The sequence below is a fragment of the Streptomyces sp. NPDC005202 genome (assembly GCF_040608235.1).
Classification (GTDB): domain Bacteria; phylum Actinomycetota; class Actinomycetes; order Streptomycetales; family Streptomycetaceae; genus Streptomyces.
The window spans coordinates 82573-98420 of record NZ_JBEXHW010000026.1 but is presented as its reverse complement, the minus strand read 5'-3'; the positions used below and the strand labels follow the sequence as shown (position 1 = coordinate 98420).

The window sequence follows — 15848 nt, the reverse complement described above, 5'->3', positions numbered from 1 at the left end:
GGGTCAACGTCATGTGGGCCCTCCTGCGTGACGGACGGTGCTACGACCCCATACCGCCCGTCACGTCCGCCGCTTGACATCTCCATTAGGAATCGGGGAGTTCGACGGGCGCGATCTCGTCGTAGACGTCGCCCGGGCCGGGGTTGGACGGGTCGGTGGCCCCGCCGAAGTGGTGCATGACGCCCCAGACCGCGTTCAGCGCGGTCTGCACGGCGCCCTCGGCCCAGCCCGCCGTCCAGGAGATGTCGTCACCGGCGAGGAAGATGCCCCGCTTGTCCTCGGGCAGGCGGTCCTGCATGAAGTGCGTGAACAGGCGCCGCTGGTAGCGGTAGTGGCCGGGCAGGTTGGCCTTGAACGCGCCCATGAAGTAGGGCTCGTTCTCCCAGGAGACCGTCACCGGGTTGCCGATGATGTGCTTGCGGATGTCGACCTTCGGATAGATCTCCGACAGCGACTTCAGCATGACCTCCATCCGCTCGTTGGCGGACAGCGGCAGCCACTTCAGGCTGTCGTCGCACCAGGTGTACGACAGGCACATCACGGCGGGCCGGTCCGGGCCGTTGTCGAGGAGGTAGGTGCCGCGGGTCATGCGGTCGGTGAGCGTCATCGACATGACGTCCCGGCCGGTCTCCTCGTCCTTGTCCAGCCAGAACGGCCGGTCGACCGGGACGAAGAGCTTGCTGGACTCCATGTAGTGGGTGCGCTCGATCGCCGTCCAGTGGTCGATCGGGAACAGCGCGTCGTCGCACTGGATCTTGGACAGCAGCATCCAGGACTGGGCGGTGAAGATCGCCGCCCGGTAGGTGCGGATGTCGCCGTTCGCGTCCGTCACCGTGATCCGGTTGCCGGCGGTGCGGTGCAGCCGGGTCACGGCCGGGCGCGGCTCGCCGTTCACGTGCAGGGACTTCAGCGAGGTGCCGTACGGCCAGTGCACGATCTTCTCCGGCTCGCGCTCCCACAGCCGCAGCGGCAGCTGCTGGGAGCCGCCGACGATGCCGCGGTGGTGGTCGTCGGCCTCGGTGTAGACGACGCGCAGGATCTCCAGGATGGAGTTCGGGAAGTCGGTGTCCCAGCCGCCGGTGCCGAAGCCGACCTGGCCGAAGATCTCGCGGTGCCGGAAGGACTTGAACGCCTCGGAGTCGCAGAGGAAGCCGTAGAAGGTCTGGTTGTCGAGCTTCTCGACGAGCTTGGACCAGATCTCGCGGATGCGCTTGACGTCACGCTCGCGCATGGCGCGGTTCATGTCGGAGAAGTCGGCGCCCTCCTCCAGGCACCGGTTCCAGGCGTTCGCCACGTCCCGGTAGACCTGCGGCAGATCGTCGAGGGTCTCGGCGTAGTGCGTCTCGCCCTTGAGGTCGATGACGGTCGACGGGGTCGCCTCCGCGAGCGGGTTGGGGAACGGCCTGGTCTCCAGGCCGACCAGGTCGATGTAGTGCTGGAGGGCCGTGGAGGACGGCGGGAAGCGCATGGCGCCCATCTCCGCGGTCAGCGACGGGTCGCAGCCCTCGAAGCCGACCGTGCGCAGCCGGCCGCCGATCTGGTCGGCCTCGTAGACGACGGGCTTCAGGCCCATCTTCATCAGCTCGTAGGCGGCGACGATGCCGGACAGTCCGCCGCCGATGACCGCGACCTCGGTGCCGTGCTCGGTCGCGGGTATCTGGCCGAGGCCCGCCGGGTGGGCGAGGAAGTCGTCGTAGGCGTACGGGAAGTCCGGGCCGAACATGGTGATCGGCGGCTGCTGCTCGTCTGCGTGCTCGACGGCGTTGGGCACCGTGGACGTCATGGGGTACGGACTCCTTGCACGAAAAGCTTGAAAAGGGGGAGTTCTGGAGGGTTCAGATGAGGGACCCGTAGAGGCCCGGGCGGCGGTCCTTCAGATACGGGTTCGCCTCGCGCGAGGCGGCGAGGAAGGCGGGGTCGACGTCGGCGAGGACGAGCTCCTCGCCGCGGCCGGCGCGGGTGCGCGCGACCCCGTCGGGACCGGCGAGGGTGGAGAGCCCGACGAACTCGAACTCGCCCTCCTGGCCGACCCGGTTGACATACGCGATGTACATCTGGTTCTCGAAGGCACGCACCGGGACCAGAGACTCGGCGACGAACTGGAACGGGTGCATCTGCGCCGTCGGCACGACGAGCAGGTCGGTGCCGGCCAGGGCGTGGGCGCGCACGTTCTCCGGGAACTCCACGTCGTAGCAGATCATCAGGCCGACGGTCAGGCCGTTCAACTCGGCCTGCACGACCGGCTGCTCGCCCGGCGTGAAGTGGTCACGCTCGAAACAGCCGAAGAGGTGGGTCTTGCGGTAGTTCGCAAGGCGCGTGCCGTCGGCGGAGACCAGCTGCGCGGAGTTGTACACCGTCTCGCCGTCCCGCTCCGGGTAGCCGTAGGCGATCGCCAGGCCGTGCCGGGAGGCGAGCTCCGCGATCGCGTCCGCCGACTCGCCGTCGGCGGGCTCGGCGAGACGGCCGATGTCGTCACCGATCGCGTACCCGGTCAGGAACATCTCCGGCGCGACCAGCAGCCCGGCGCCCGCGGCGGCGGCGCGGCCCACCGCGGCGTCGAGGACCTTGAGGTTCTCGGCGACGGAGCCGGGGCGGCCGGAGCTCTGGAGCAGGGCGGTGCGCATGCGTGGTCCTCACCGGTAAGGAGGGGTTGGGGTCAGTTAGACGGTACGGTCGGCGGCCGCGGGCGGACAAGCGGAACCCGTTGCGCGCCGGTGAGCGGATCGTTGCGTCCCCCACCGGTCGGGCGGCGATTCGTTGCGCACCCGGGGTCTTCCCTCCGGTCGCCCTGGAGGCGCAGATCACAGCGGCTCCACGACCTCGGCCACCACGGCCGGCTCGCCTACAGCTGGACCCGGCCCCTTTCGAGAAGGTGAGGCAGGGCACGGGCGACTTGACGGCCGTGCCGTGGCACCCGCGGTTCTAGAGCTCGCGCAGCCGCGCCACGATCTCCCGCAGCAGCTCCGGGTCGGCCGCCGGCCCGCCGGGCGCCACGCGTCGCGGCTCGTCGATGCGGACGAGCCCGGCCTCCGCCAGGTCGCCGAGCAGCACGCGGACCACCGTCAGCGGCAGGTCGGCGTCCGCGGCGAGTTCGACGACCGGCCGGGGGCCGCGTCGCACGAGGTCGAGCAGGGACGCGCGGGCATGGTCGACGCCCGGCTGCCCGCCGTCCGGGGCCAGGGCGGTGACCTGGGACATCAGGTCGATGCTGTGCCGGTCGGAGGGACGGGTACGGCCCCGGGTCACGGTGTAGGGGCGCACCATCGCCCCTGTCTCGTCCTCGTACCAGTGGTCGTCGGTCACGGCCGGATCAGGGTCCCGTGGGGCCCTCGGCCGAGCGCACGGCGGCGTCCATGTGGCGGCCGACCCGGCGCACGAGCAGGGCCATCTCGTGGGCCAGCTGCCCGACGTCGGTCTGCACCTCGCTGAGCACGGCCAGTCGGCTGCCGTCGCCAGCCGGGGTAATGAAGAGGTAGGCGTCGTCGAGCATCACCATGGTCTGCCGCACCTCTCCGGCCGCGAACCGCTCCCCCGCGGAGCGGGCCAGGCTGTGGAAGCCCGAGCAGACGGCGGCCAGGTGCTCGATGTCCCGTCGGAGCATGCCCTCCGAGCAGCTCAGGGGGAGGCCGTCCGCGGTCAGCAGCACGGCCTGGCGGACGTGGTCGGTTCTGGCCACGAGGTCGTCGAGCAGCCAGCCGAGGTCCGTGCCGGGCGGCTGGGAAGCCTCGACAGGGTGCTCGGGGGTCTCGTCACGGCGCATCGTCGGCGTCCGTCCCTTCCTCGGTGGGAGTTCGCTCCTTGGTACTCGGGGGGCCGCCCGGATCGGTGTCCCTCGGGCCGCCCTGGCGGGTGTCCCGTGAGCTGTCCCGGCCGGTCTTCCCCGGGCCGTCCCGGCCGGTGTTCGTGGGGCCACCACTGCCGGTGTCCCCGGAGCCATCCCGGCCGGTGTCCCCGGGGCCGTCCCAGCCGATGTCCCCGGGGCCGTCCCAGCCGATGTCCCCGGCGCCGCCCTGGTGGGCGTCCGTGGGGCTGCTCCGGTCGGTCCCCGTGAGCAGGCCCTTGCGGCCGCGGTCGAGGCCGCGCTGGAAGGCGCCGAAGATCGCGCGGACCTCCTCGGCACTCACCTCGCGCCCCGGGGGCTCGTCGGCAGGCGGGGCCTCGGTGCGCAGGGCGGGGGCGAGGGAGGTCTGGCGCACGCGGGTCGGGAGGGCAGGGGTTTTCGGAGTCGGGGCAGGGGCTTCCGGTGCCGGGGCTGGGGCTCCCGGCGTCGCGGCAGCGCCACCGGTGGATGCAGGGGCGCCCGGCGTCGCGGCAGCGCCACCGGTGGATGCAGGGGCGCCCGGCGTCGCGGCAGCGCCGCTGGTCCAGACGCGGGCTCCAGGCGTCGCGATGGCACCGGTGGTCGACTCGGAGGCGTCCGGGGACGGGTCCGCGGGGTCCGGGCGGTCCGGCGTCTCCACGTACGGGCGGCCCGGCCTCTCCACATCCGGGCGGCCCGGCGTCTCCGCGTCCGGGCGGCCCGGCCTCCTCTCCCCATCCGGGCGGCCCGGCCTCTCCACATCCGGGCGGCCCGGCGTCTCCGCGTCCGGGTGGCCCGGCCTCTCCACATCCGGGGGGCCCGGCCTCTCCACATCCGGGGGGCCCGGCGTCTCCACATCCGGGCGGCCCGGCCTTTCCGCGTCCGAAGCCCTGTCGGTCGCGCGACCCGTGTTCCCGCCGCCCGCACGGCTCGTCTCCCACCGCTGCGCGAGCGCCGCCGTCCCCCTCCGTGAGGGCAGCGCCCGCACCTGCGCCTCCGCCTCCCGCACCGGCGGCTCGGGCACCACGTCCGCCAGCACCGCCTCCGGCAGCAGCACCACCGCCGTCGTACCGCCGTACGGCGACCGGGTCAGGGTGACCCCGATGCCGTGCCGGGCGGCGAGCCGCCCCACGACGTACAGGCCGAGCCGTTCGTGCCGCGTGGGGTCGAAGTCGTCGGGGCGGGTGAGGGTGCGGTGGGCCTCCTCGATCTGGTCGGGGCCGAGGCCGAGACCGCGGTCGTCGATCTCCAGGACGAATCCGCCACGCGCCCGGCCGCTGCGCAGGGTGACCCGGGTGTGCGGCGGCGAGAACACTGTGGCGTTCTCGAGGAGTTCGGCGATCAGGTGCACGACGTCGGCGACGGCGTCCGCGGCGACGCCCACCTCCGGCATCGGCGGGACCTCCACGCGCGCGTAGTCCTCGATCTCGCTGACTGCGGAGGACACCACGTCGGCGACCGGCACGGGCCGCCGCCATCTGCGACCGGGCACCGCTCCGGAGAGAATGATCAGGCTCTCCGCGTGGCGCCGCATACGGGTGGTCAGGTGGTCGATCCGGAACAGCTCCTGAAGGGTGTCCGGGTCCTCGGTACGCCGCTCGAGAGTGTCGACGAGTTTCAGCTGGCGGTGGACGAGTGCCTGGTTGCGCCGGGCGATGTTGAGCAGCACGGCGAACAGCCCGCGGCGCAGGGTGGCCTGCTTGACGGCGGCCTCGACGGCGGCGAGCCGGGCGGCGTTGAAGGACCGGCCGACCTGGCCGATCTCGTCGGGCCTGAGCTCCTCGTCGGCGAGCGGGGGCGCCTCGGCCGTCGCGTCCACCTCCTCGCCCGCGCTCAACCGTGCCATGACGTCCGGCAGTTGGCGGGTCGTCAGCAGGTCGGCGGAGTCCCGCAGCGTCTCCAGGCGGCGCGAGATGCGCCGGGCCCCGCGCACCGCGAACCACAGCGACAGTCCCACGGCGGCGAGCCCGAGCACGCCGACGACGGCGGCCTTGGCCAGCTCCCGGTAGGCGAACGCCCGTCCGCGCGCGGCCGAGTTCTCGGCCGCGCGCGTGCACAGCTGCATGTAGCGCTTGACCGCCCGGTCGGTGGTGGTGCGCCAGGAGTCGGCCGCGACGGCCCGGCCCGCGCCCGCCGCGCCGGCCCGCAGCAGGGCGTCCTCCCCCCGGGTCAGCGCCCGGTGCACGTCCCCGCGCTGGAACTCCTCGAACAGCGCCCGCGAGTCGGACGGGAGCGCGGGCACGTAGGTCCGCTCGAAGACGCGGCGGTCCTCGATCGTCGCGGTGAGCATGTCGTACTGTCGGTCGGTCAGGGTGCCGGCGGCCCGCGCCCCGGCGACGAGCGCGTCCTCGCGGGAGACGAACTCCCGTACCCGAACGAGCTCGACGATGACCTGCGCCTCGCGCGCCATCTGCCCGGCCTGCAGCGCGGTGAGAGCGGACTGGACCTCGAAACCGGGTTCCACCAGGGCGCCGTACTCGGTCACCGCCCGGTCCCACGAGATGCGCCGGGACAGCACGCGCTCGCGCAGCCCTTCCAACTTGTCGACGGCGGTCAGCGCGGCACCGAGGACCTGTCGCTGCCGGTCGGACAGCCTGCTGCGGTCCCCGTCCCGGATCGCGTCGCGCATGGCGGTGACGGCGCGGTCGGTACGGCGCTGCTGCTCGAGCAGGTCGACACCGGCCTGCGTGCGCGGGCCGCCGCCCAGATACGCGGCCGCGAGCCGCCGTTCGATCTGGATCTGTCCGATCGCCGTGTCGACGGGCGTGCCGAAGTCCTCGTACACCCCCTGGACCCGGATGAGGGCGCGCAGTTCACCGGTGACCGACACCATGGCGAAACTCCACAGCACCATCAGCGCGATCACCGGAGCGAGTGCGAGCGCCACGATTCGGGCGCGGACCGTGGTGGGACGGCCGATGGGCCAGCGCATGGTTTACCTGCCGGTTACCAGTCAGTAGAGTGCGGCACAACCTACGTGATCAGCCACCCCGACCGCAATGGTTACCGCGAGTAACCGCCTGTCGGTTCGCCGCTCGCACCGCGAAGGTGGTGACCACCGCCGCGTGGTCCGAGGGCCAGTCGTTCCGGGCGACGTCGGGCCAGGGGCGCGGGGTGCCGCTGACGTACGTCCAGGAGTCGAGCACCGTCAGGCCCCGGTGCAGGACGTAGTCGATGCGGTCCTGAGGCTCGGGCCGCCCGCTGCCGTCCTCGTGCACCGGGTGGATCGGCGACCAGGTGGGGCCGGGGTCCGCGACGGGGTCCGGGTGTGCCTCGCGGTAGGAGTCGCTCAGGCCCGCCGCCTCCGCCGCCTTGGTCACCGGCCACTCGACGTCCGGCCGGCCCAGGTGGGAGGCGCAGTTGAAGTCGCCGACGAGGACGACGGGAACCGACGGGAGGCTCGTCCCGGCGATCCACCGCAGCGTGTCCCGCATCTGCGCGAGCCGCACCTCTTCGTGGGCGATCAGCTCGGCCGCCGAAAGCCCGTCGAAGGCGGATGCGTAAGGGCCGTACGGCGTGTAGTGGAGGTGGGCCGTCCAGACGTCGACCCCGCGGCCCGGGGCGATCCTGATGCGGACCCCGGCGGCTCCATAGAAGCCGACGTCCGGGTCGCCGAGGCGGGCGGTGATGGGGTGGCGGCTGATGATGCCGAGGTTCTCGCCGGCCCGGTGATGGTGCCAGCCGAGGGCCTCGGCGAGCTCCTGGGCCGCGGTGCCGCCCGTCTCCTGCAGGCCCACGACGTCCGCGCCGGTCTCCAGGATCGCCTTGAGCTGCTTGGCCCGGTGGTCGTCGACCTTGGTGCCGCCGAGCCAGAGGTTCCAGCTCATGACGCGGAGTTCATGGGTGACCATCGCGCGCAGCTCCTTGGGGGTGACCCCGACCAGGCTCTCGCGCACCGTCCGGCCGGGTGCGGCGTCGATCGGGGCGAGCGAGGGTACGGCGAGCACCGCGCACCCGGCCGCCTCGGCGGAGCTGACGCCGGTCGGGGTGTCCTCGACGGCCACGCAGGCCGCCGGGTCGACGCCGAGGGCGCGGCAGGCGGCGAGGTAGGGGTCGGGGGCGGGCTTGGTGCGGTCGGTGTCGTCGGCGGTGACGGAGACGGCGAAGCGTCCGCGGCCGAGGGCGTCGAGCACCATGTCGGCGACGGCGCGGGGGGACGCGGTGACCAGGGCGGTGGGTACGCCGTCGCGGGCGAGGGCGTCGAGCAGGTCGAGGGCGCCGGGGCGGGGCACGGTGCCGGTGCGGACGCGGCCGGTGAACTCCCGGTGCAGTTCCCGGGCGATGTCCGCGGCCGGCGCGCCCGTGGCCTCGGCGAGCCACTGCGCCGTGTGCTCGACGGGCCGGCCGAGCACCTCCGGGTGGTCCGCCTCGGTCAGACGTCGACGGGCGACGTGTTCCACCGCCTCCCACCACAGCCGCTCGGTGTCGACGAGCGTGCCGTCCATGTCGAACAGGACGGCCTGGAGCGGAAGTCGGGGGTGGGGGGTCACGTTGTTCTCTTTCACGAGTGGTTCGTACGTTCTGCCACGAGGACGGGCCGCTCGGGCAGCGACACGCTGATCGGGGTGCCGGCGCCGAGCCCGGCGGCCTCGTGTGCGGGCAGGTCGGCCTTCACCTCGGTGCCGTCGGCGAGCCGGGCGGTGATCCGGACGGCCGCGCCGAGGAAGGCGGTGGCGACGACGCGCGCGTCGCCGTCCTCGGCGGCCCGCACCTGGACCGCCTCAGGTCGCACGAGCACGTCCACCTCGGTCACGGCGGGCGCCTGGCCGCCGACCGGCAGCCGCCGGCCGAGCACCTCGACGTCCCCCTCCGACAGCCGGCCCGGTATCCGGCTCATCGTGCCGACGAACTCGGCCACGAAGGCGGTGGCGGGACGGCCGTACAACTCGGCGGGAGCCGCGCACTGTTCGAGCCGTCCGGCGCGCATGACGGCGACCCGGTCGGCGATCGACAGGGCCTCCTCCTGGTCGTGCGTCACGAACAGGGTGGTGATGCCGAGCTCCTGCTGGAGTCTGCGGATCTCTTCGCGCAGGGTCAGCCGCACCTTGGCGTCGAGCGCCGACAGCGGCTCGTCGAGCAGGAGGACGCGCGGGCGCAGGGCGAGCGCGCGGGCCAGGGCGATGCGCTGCTGCTGGCCGCCGGAGAGCTGGTGCGGGAACCGGTCCCCCTGGTCGGCGAGGCCGACCAGCTCCAGCAACTCGACGGCGCGCGCCCGGCGTTCGGCTGCACGCACCTTGCGCATCCGCAGGCCGAAAGCGACGTTGTCGAGGGCGCTGAGGTGCGGGAAGAGGCTGTACGACTGGAAGACCATCCCCGCGTCGCGGCGGTGGGCCGGGACACCGGTGACGTCCTCGCCGTCCACCAGCACCTCGCCGGCGTCGGGGTGTTCGAAGCCGGCGAGCATGCGCAGCGCGGTGGTCTTGCCGCAGCCGGACGGGCCGAGCAGGGCCAGGAACTCCCCCGGCCGCACCGTCAGGTCGAGTCCGTCGAGGGCGACAGTGGTGCCGAACTCCCGGCGCAGCCCCCGGAATTCGACGGTGGCTGCCTGTGTGGAGGCGGCCTTCTCAAGCGTGGTGGCGGTCATGGTTCATCCCCGGGACGAAGCGGTTCGGGTGCGTCCGCCGACGCCGGCGAGCGCGAGGAGCAGTGCCCAGGTGAGGAGCAGGCTGAGCACGGAGACGGCGACGGACAGCTGGGCCTGGGAGCCGCCGACGCTGTAGATCCACACGGCGAAGGGGCGGAAGCCCAGCAGCTGGGCCACGGTGAACTCGCCGAGGACCAGCGCCAGCGTGAGGAAGGCGGCGTTCAGCAGCGCCCCGCGCAGATTGGGCAGCACGGCCCGCACAAGGGCCTGCGGCCAGCCGGCCCCGCAGCTGCGGGCGGCCTCGACGAGCGTGCGCACGTCGATCGCGCGCAGCCCGGAGTCCAGCGCCCGGTACACGAACGGCAGCGCCATCACGACGTACGCGAGGACGAGCACGAACGGAAAGCTCGGGTTCTGGATCGCCACGAACGTCTGGAACAGCGGTGTGCGGGAGAGGTGGTCGGGCCCCCACTTGAGCACGGTCGCGATCCCGGCGACGAACGCGATCGGCGGCACGACCAGCGGCAGCGAGCACACCACCTCGACCACCGGCCGCAGCCGGGGTGCGCCGAGCCGCAGCGCGACCATGGCGGGCACCATCAGCAGCAGGACGACGGCGATGGTGGCGGCGGCGAGCTCCAGCGACAGCAGCAGGCTGGAGACGAAGCCGTCGGTGGAGACGATCTGCGTGTAGGCGTCGAAGGTGACGCCCTGACCGGGCACGTCGACCGTGAAGACCACGGACGCGGCCAGGGGGATCAGGAAGTACAGCGCGGCGAGGCCGAGCACGGCCCACCGCCACACCTTCAGGCGAGCCATCGCGCGCTCCGTCGTTGCAGGGGCAGGTACACGGCCATGACCAGGCCCGCGACCAGGACCATGTCGAGGCTGAGGGCGAGCGCCACATTCTCCTGTCCGACCAGCACGTTGCCGGAGATGGCGTCGGCGATCTGCAGCGTGACCAGCGGCACCGAACTGCCCACCATGGCGGCGGCGGTGGCGTATGCGGCGAAGGCGCTGCCGAAGAGCAGCACCAGGCCGCCGAGCAGGGACGGGGCGAGGACGGGCAGGGCGACGTGCCGCCAGTACTGGACGGCGGTGGCGCCGTTGTTCTGCGCGGCCTCGCGCCACTGGGAGCGCAGGCCCTCCAGGGCTGGGGTGACGGTGAGGACCATCAGCGGGATCAGGAAGTAGAGGTAGACGATCACCAGACCCCAGAAGCTGTACAGGTCCCAGCCCTTGTTCGTCAGGCCCAGGTGCCGGGTCAGGACGCCGGCGTTGCCGAGGGTGGCGACGAAGGCGAAGGCCAGCGGGACACCGCCGAAGTTGGCGAGCACGCCGGACGCGGTGAGCACGGCCTCGCGCAGCGCGCGGGAGCGGGAGGTCACCACGGCCTGGGCGAGCGGCAGCCCGAGGAGGGCCCCGATGCCGGCGGAGACTGCGGACAGCTTGACGCTGCCGAGCAGGGCGGTCAGGTAGGCGCCGTGCAGCGAGGTCGTCAGGTTGGCCGTGCCGTACGACGTCGCGCCCGTGGCCTGGTCCTTGACGGTGAACGCGCCGTCCAGCATGGCCAGGGCGGGGAGCCCGAAGGCGACCGCGGTGAAGGCGAGCAGCGGGACGACGGCGAGCCAGCCGGGGGCGCGGCGCCGCCGCTTCACCGAAGCGACGGGCGCCACGTCCACCCGTGTGAGGGCGGCGGTCATCCGGAGACGGCCTTACCCCAGCCCTGCGCGATGACCGTCTTGGCCTTGCTCTGCTGGGCCTCGGTCGGGAAGGAGGGCGTTCCGGAGACCTTCGGGAGCTTGGCGGCGGCGGTCTTGTCGAGGGTGCCGGCCTTCTCCAGGGCGGCCATCAGGGCCGGGCGGGCGTAGCCCTTGAGCCACAGGTTCTGGCCCTCGGCGCTGTAGAGGTACTCCTGCCACAGGCGGGCGGCCGCCGGGTGCGGGGCGTCCTTGTTGATGGCCTGGGAGTAGTACTGGGAGAAGGTGCCGTCGCTCGGCACCGCGACCTTCCAGTCCACGCCCTTGGACCTGAACTCGTCGGCGTACCCGGCGTTCAGGTAGTCCCAGTCGATGCTGATCGGCGTCTCGCCTTTCTCCACGGTGGCCGGGGTGGACTCGACGGGCGTGTAGTTGCCGTTCTTCTTCAGTTTGGCGAAGAAGTCGAGGCCGGGCCGGATGTCGTCGAAGGAGCCGCCGTTCGCGAGCGCGGCCGCGTACACGCCGCCGAAGGCCGAACCGGACTTGGTGGGATTGCCGTTGAGGGCGACCTGGCCCTTGTACTGCGGCTTGAGCAGGTCCTTGAAGGTGGTCGGGCATTGCTTCACGCGCTTCGCGTCGCAGCCGATGGAGATGTAGCCGCCGTAGTCGTTGTACCAGCGGGCCTGCGGGTCCTTCTGGGTGGTGGGGATGCCTGCGTAGCCGGTCACCTTGTACGGCGCGAGCAGCCCCTGCTGTGCGGCGCTCAGCGCGAAGGAGCTGCCGAGGTCGAGGACGTCCGGGGCGCGGTCCTGGCCCTTGCGGGAGGTGACGGCGTTGATCTCGTCCTGGCTGGAGCCGTCCGGGTTCTCCACCTCGACCTTGATGCCGTACTTCTTCCGGAAGCCGTCGATGAGGGCGCCGTAGTTGGCCCAGTCGCGGGGCAGCGCGATGGCGTGCAAGGTGCCCTCCTTCTTGGCCGCCTTCACCAGCGCGTCCATCCCGCCGAAGTCGGCGGCAGAGGTGGCGGTGGCGACGCTCTTGCCGTCGGCGGTGGTCGACGCGTCGTCGGGGGCGGCGCCGCAGGCGCTCAGGGCGAACGCGGCGACGACGGCGAGGGAGCCGCCCAGGACGGCTGTTCTCGGCAGGGACACGGTCACGGTCTCTCCAGGGGTACGCACGAAGGTTGTTGAGGCAGTGCGGAGAACTTGTCTGAACAAGTTGGCCTCAGTACGCCCGTCGATGATGTCCCGTTCGTAAACAGTGGCGAAACCGTGACCGCCGTTCGCCTGCACAATCCCGGCCGACACGGATGACTGCCGGATCTCGATTAGGCTGCTTACGCTGTGCACAGCCGCCAACTCAGAGGGGAAGCATGACGGCGCGACACGAGGAGATCGCCGACGCACTGCGGCGGGCGATCGACCGCGAGGAGTACACCGTCGGCAGCCGGCTGCCCTCCGAGGCGGAGCTCGCCGCGCACTACGGCGTCTCGCGCGGCACGGTCCGCCAGGCGGTCGCGGCCCTCACCGCCGAGGGGCTCATCGGCTCCCGCCAGGGCGCCCGCCGCGTCGTACTGGCCAGTCGCCGCAGCCAGAGCTTCACCGAGCTGCGCAGCTTCGCCCAGTGGGCCCGCGCCATGGGGCGGGAGGCGACGGGCCACGTGGTCGCGCAGGAGTACCGCCCGGCGACTAAGGAGGACGCCGTGCGTCTCCACCTGCGCGAGAGCACACCGGTGTTGCACGTCCTGCGGGTGCGCGGTCTGGACGGCGAGCCGGTGCTGCTGGAGCGGACGGTGTACGCCGACTGGATCTCCCCCGCCGTCGAGGCGATCGAGCCCGACTGCCCGTCCGTGACCCAGCGGCTCTACGAGGACACGAGCCTGGTCTTCGCCTACGGCGAGCACGTCATCGACGCGGTGGCCGCGGGCGCCCGGGACGCCGAACTGCTCGGCATCCGCCGCACGAGCCCGCTGCTGCGGGTCCGCCGGGTGACGACGACACACCAAGGGCGCCCGGTGGAGTGGTCGGACGACCGCTACCGCTCGGACGCCGTGAGCTTCAGCGTGCACAACTCGATAGGAAACAATGCCCTGGCGCGCAAGACGGCCGACTGATCGAAGGAGGCCCTCATGGGCATCGCCGGGACCGGCTCACTCGCCGCACTGCCCTACGTGACGAGCACTCGACGCTCGTCGCGGCGGAGACCGACGCCGTCTGGCGCGGGATCGGCGCCGCCCTGGACCGTTGCTTCGCGCGCCGGGGCGCGGCTCGCTACGCCCGCCTGGTCGGCTGCGCCGACCGCAAGGCGTCCGGGCCCCGGCCGCTCGCCAAGCGCTCCACGGTACCCGGCTTCCGGGTGGTCGCCGCGGTCCCGGGGCGGGAGCTGGTGCCGGCCGGACGGCACCGTTTCTCGTCGTATGCGCTGATCTTCCGCCTCGAACCGGCCGGCCCGGGGCACTCACCTGCGCGCCGAGACCCGGGCCGCCTTCCCCGGCCTGTCCGGCGGCCTCTACCGGCGGCTCGCGATCGGTACGGGCGGACACGCGGCCGGCATGCGGCGCCTGTTGTCGGCGGTCCGCGGCAGGTCAGGGGTGAGGCATACGCGGATCAGGTGGGCGAGCCCGAGGAGAACCGCCGCAGCAGCGGCGACAGCACCAGCACGGACTTCGTCCGCTCGACGAACGGCTCCCCGGCGATCCGCTCCAGGACCCGCTCGAAGTGCCGCATGTCGGCGGCGAAAACCTGGGCGATCGCGTCCGCGTCGCCGGTGACGGTGGACGCGGACACGACCTCCTGGTAGCGCTCCAGGCCCCGCTGGATGGTCTCCGGCGAGGTGTTGCGCCGGCAGTAGATCTCGACGAACCCCTCGGTCTCCCAGCCGAGCGCCGCGGGGTCGACCCGGACGGTGAAGCCGGTGATGGCTCCGGTGGCGCGCAGCCTGTCCACGCGCCGCTTCACGGCGGGCGCGGACAGGCCGACCAGCTGCCCGATGTCCGCGTAGGAGCGGCGGGCGTCCTCGGCGAGGGCGTGCACGATGCGTTCGTCGAGATCGTTCAGCACTGGGGGTGTGTCACTTCTTCGGGTCGGTCACTTCTCTGCCGTCGCGAGACTGTCTGCGGTCGCGGGACCGTCGTCGGTCGCGAGACCGTCGTCGGTCGCGAGACGGGAACGGCGGTAGCCGTACACGAAGTAGAACACGAGCCCGACCGCCATCCAGACTCCGAAGACCACCCAGGTGACGGCGGACAGGCTGCCCATCATCCAGACGCAGAAGGCGAAGCCCAGCACGGGCAGCACCGGCGACAGCGGCACCCGGAAGGTGCGGTGCATGGCCGGGCGTGTCCGGCGCAGCACCACGACGGCCACGTTGACCAGTGCGAAGGCGAAGAGGGTACCGATGCTGGTGGCGTCCAGGACACCGCAGAACAGGGAGACGATCACCGTGTTGGCGCGGGGCGCACCGGTCTTCGGGTGGACCCTCGCGAAGACCTTGGGCACGAGGCCGTCCCGGGACATCGCGAACAGGATGCGGGTCTGGCCGTACAGCACGGTCAGGACCACGCTGGCGATGGCGATGACCGCGCAGAACGCCAGCAGGGTGCCCCAGAAGGTCTGGCCGGTGACCTCACGCATGATCTGGGCGAGCGCGGCCTCCGAGTCGTTGAACCGCCGCCACGGCTTGGCACCCACGGCGACCGCCGCGACCAGGACGTACAGCGCCGTCACGATGACCAGCGACAGCATGATCGCCCGCGGCAGGTCGCGCTGGGCGTTCTTCGCCTCCTCACCGGCCGTCGAGGCGGCGTCGAAGCCGATGTACGAGAAGAACAGCGTCGCGCCCGCCGCGCTGACCCCGGCCATGCCGAGCGGCATGAAGTGCTCGTAGTTGCCGGAGCGGAAGCCCTGGATGCCGATGGCGCAGAACAGCACCAGCGCGGCGATCTTCACGCAGACCATGACGGTGTTGGCACGCGCGGACTCCTTCGCGCCGCCCAGCAGGAACACCATCGCCAGCAGGACGACGACGAGCGCGGGCAGGTTGAAGATACCGCCGTCGCCGGGCGGAGCCGACAGGGCGGCCGGGATGGTGACGCCGATGGTCCCCTTGAGCAGCTCGTTGAGGTACTCGCCCCAGCCGACGGCCACGGCGGCGACCGACACGCCGTACTCCAGGACCAGACACCAGCCGCAGATCCAGGCGATCAGCTCGCCCATCGTTGCGTACGCATACGAGTACGAGGACCCGGAGACCGGGATGGTGCCAGCCAGCTCGGCGTAGGACAGGGCCGAGAAGAGCGCCGTCAGACCGGCGATCGCGAAGGAGAGCGTGACGGCCGGACCGGCCTTGGGGACGGCCTCGCCGAGGACCACGAAGATACCGGTGCCGAGGGTGGCACCGATGCTGATCATGGTGAGCTGCCACAGGCCCAGGGACCGCCGCAGCGTCCCTCCCTCGCCCTGGCCGCCCTCCGCGACCAGGCGTTCCACCGGCTTGCGACGCATGAGGCGGGCACTGGTGGACAGGGGGACGGTGGTTCTGCGGTTGTGCGGGGGTGCGCCTTGGTCGAGCACGCGCGGCTCCTTCGTCGCTGCGGTCTGGGCGGCGGGGACCGGTGGCGCCCCATCCCGCGGAGACCCACCGAGCGGGGCCCCCGCCACGCCACGTACAGCGCAGACCCTATGAGGCGGCACTTCACGGGCGTAATGCAGCAACCTTGCGCGTCTGTGCAAGATCGTTGCGTTCCTCGCACGGCGACGCGTGTTCG

The 15848-nt window shown here is 72.1% G+C and carries 13 protein-coding genes and 1 pseudogene; 2 read left to right on the top strand and 12 right to left on the bottom strand.

The features are described 5' to 3' along the window. Positions 1-85 precede the first annotated feature (85 nt). From ABZV31_RS28720 to ABZV31_RS28675, 10 genes are all read right to left on the bottom strand, one after another. A complete protein-coding gene (locus tag ABZV31_RS28720; protein WP_355899505.1) occupies positions 86-1783 on the bottom strand; it encodes an NAD(P)/FAD-dependent oxidoreductase in 1698 nt (565 codons plus the stop codon). A gap of 52 nt (positions 1784-1835) precedes the next feature. Continuing rightward, positions 1836-2624, bottom strand: a complete 789-nt coding sequence (locus ABZV31_RS28715; RefSeq protein ID WP_355899503.1) for a carbon-nitrogen hydrolase family protein — start codon at positions 2622-2624, stop codon at positions 1836-1838. A 298-nt stretch (positions 2625-2922) separates the two neighbouring features. Further along, positions 2923-3303, bottom strand: a complete 381-nt coding sequence (locus tag ABZV31_RS28710) for a DUF742 domain-containing protein (protein ID WP_355899501.1) — start codon at positions 3301-3303, stop codon at positions 2923-2925. A gap of 7 nt (positions 3304-3310) precedes the next feature. Beyond that, positions 3311-3760 (bottom strand): roadblock/LC7 domain-containing protein, encoded by a 450-nt coding sequence (locus tag ABZV31_RS28705; RefSeq protein ID WP_355899499.1) that lies wholly within the window; start codon positions 3758-3760, stop codon positions 3311-3313. Next, positions 3750-6731, bottom strand: a complete 2982-nt coding sequence (locus ABZV31_RS28700; RefSeq protein ID WP_355899497.1) for a nitrate- and nitrite sensing domain-containing protein — start codon at positions 6729-6731, stop codon at positions 3750-3752. The genes ABZV31_RS28705 and ABZV31_RS28700 overlap by 11 nt, the downstream gene beginning before the upstream one ends. A 49-nt stretch (positions 6732-6780) precedes the next feature. Next, complete coding sequence (locus ABZV31_RS28695; protein ID WP_355899511.1) at positions 6781-8289, bottom strand: HAD-IA family hydrolase; 1509 nt, start codon at positions 8287-8289, stop codon at positions 6781-6783. 11 nt (positions 8290-8300) lie between these two features. Beyond that, positions 8301-9383 (bottom strand): ABC transporter ATP-binding protein, encoded by a 1083-nt coding sequence (locus tag ABZV31_RS28690; RefSeq protein WP_355899495.1) that lies wholly within the window; start codon positions 9381-9383, stop codon positions 8301-8303. 3 nt (positions 9384-9386) lie between these two features. Next, on the bottom strand, positions 9387-10202 hold the full coding sequence (locus ABZV31_RS28685; RefSeq protein ID WP_355899493.1) for an ABC transporter permease subunit: 816 nt from the start codon (positions 10200-10202) through the stop codon (positions 9387-9389). Continuing rightward, positions 10190-11086 carry an ABC transporter permease subunit gene (locus ABZV31_RS28680; protein WP_355899491.1) on the bottom strand — a complete coding sequence of 299 codons (897 nt, stop codon included), beginning with the start codon at positions 11084-11086 and terminating at the stop codon, positions 10190-10192. Before ABZV31_RS28680 ends, ABZV31_RS28685 begins: the two co-directional genes overlap by 13 nt. After that, a complete protein-coding gene (locus tag ABZV31_RS28675) occupies positions 11083-12240 on the bottom strand; it encodes an extracellular solute-binding protein (RefSeq protein ID WP_355899489.1) in 1158 nt (385 codons plus the stop codon). Before ABZV31_RS28675 ends, ABZV31_RS28680 begins: the two co-directional genes overlap by 4 nt. Before the next feature lie 215 nt (positions 12241-12455). On the opposite strand from ABZV31_RS28675, the gene ABZV31_RS28670 reads away from it, so the two are divergent. Then, complete coding sequence (locus tag ABZV31_RS28670; protein ID WP_355899487.1) at positions 12456-13196, top strand: GntR family transcriptional regulator; 741 nt, start codon at positions 12456-12458, stop codon at positions 13194-13196. Between the two features lie 15 nt (positions 13197-13211). After that, positions 13212-13670: pseudogene (locus tag ABZV31_RS28665) on the top strand (hypothetical protein); the annotation flags it as partial. A 19-nt stretch (positions 13671-13689) separates the two neighbouring features. Here ABZV31_RS28665 and ABZV31_RS28660 read toward each other — a convergent pair. Beyond that, positions 13690-14142, bottom strand: coding sequence for an Lrp/AsnC family transcriptional regulator (locus tag ABZV31_RS28660; protein ID WP_355899485.1), 453 nt, complete (start codon positions 14140-14142; stop codon positions 13690-13692). A gap of 27 nt (positions 14143-14169) precedes the next feature. Further along, a complete protein-coding gene (locus ABZV31_RS28655) occupies positions 14170-15654 on the bottom strand; it encodes an amino acid permease (RefSeq protein WP_355899483.1) in 1485 nt (494 codons plus the stop codon). Positions 15655-15848: the final 194 nt, after the last annotated feature.

What these genes read in the sequence shown, in the direction of transcription:
- ABZV31_RS28720 (WP_355899505.1), bottom strand. Translation starts at nt 1,783, where the DNA reads ATGACGTCCACGGTGCCCAACGCCGTCGAGCACGCAGACGAGCAGCAG.
- ABZV31_RS28715 (WP_355899503.1), bottom strand. Translation starts at nt 2,624, where the DNA reads ATGCGCACCGCCCTGCTCCAGAGCTCCGGCCGCCCCGGCTCCGTCGCC.
- ABZV31_RS28705 (WP_355899499.1), bottom strand. Translation starts at nt 3,760, where the DNA reads ATGCGCCGTGACGAGACCCCCGAGCACCCTGTCGAGGCTTCCCAGCCG.
- ABZV31_RS28700 (WP_355899497.1), bottom strand. Translation starts at nt 6,731, where the DNA reads ATGCGCTGGCCCATCGGCCGTCCCACCACGGTCCGCGCCCGAATCGTG.
- ABZV31_RS28690 (WP_355899495.1), bottom strand. Translation starts at nt 9,383, where the DNA reads ATGACCGCCACCACGCTTGAGAAGGCCGCCTCCACACAGGCAGCCACC.
- ABZV31_RS28685 (WP_355899493.1), bottom strand. Translation starts at nt 10,202, where the DNA reads ATGGCTCGCCTGAAGGTGTGGCGGTGGGCCGTGCTCGGCCTCGCCGCG.
- ABZV31_RS28680 (WP_355899491.1), bottom strand. Translation starts at nt 11,086, where the DNA reads ATGACCGCCGCCCTCACACGGGTGGACGTGGCGCCCGTCGCTTCGGTG.
- ABZV31_RS28670 (WP_355899487.1), top strand. Translation starts at nt 12,456, where the DNA reads ATGACGGCGCGACACGAGGAGATCGCCGACGCACTGCGGCGGGCGATC.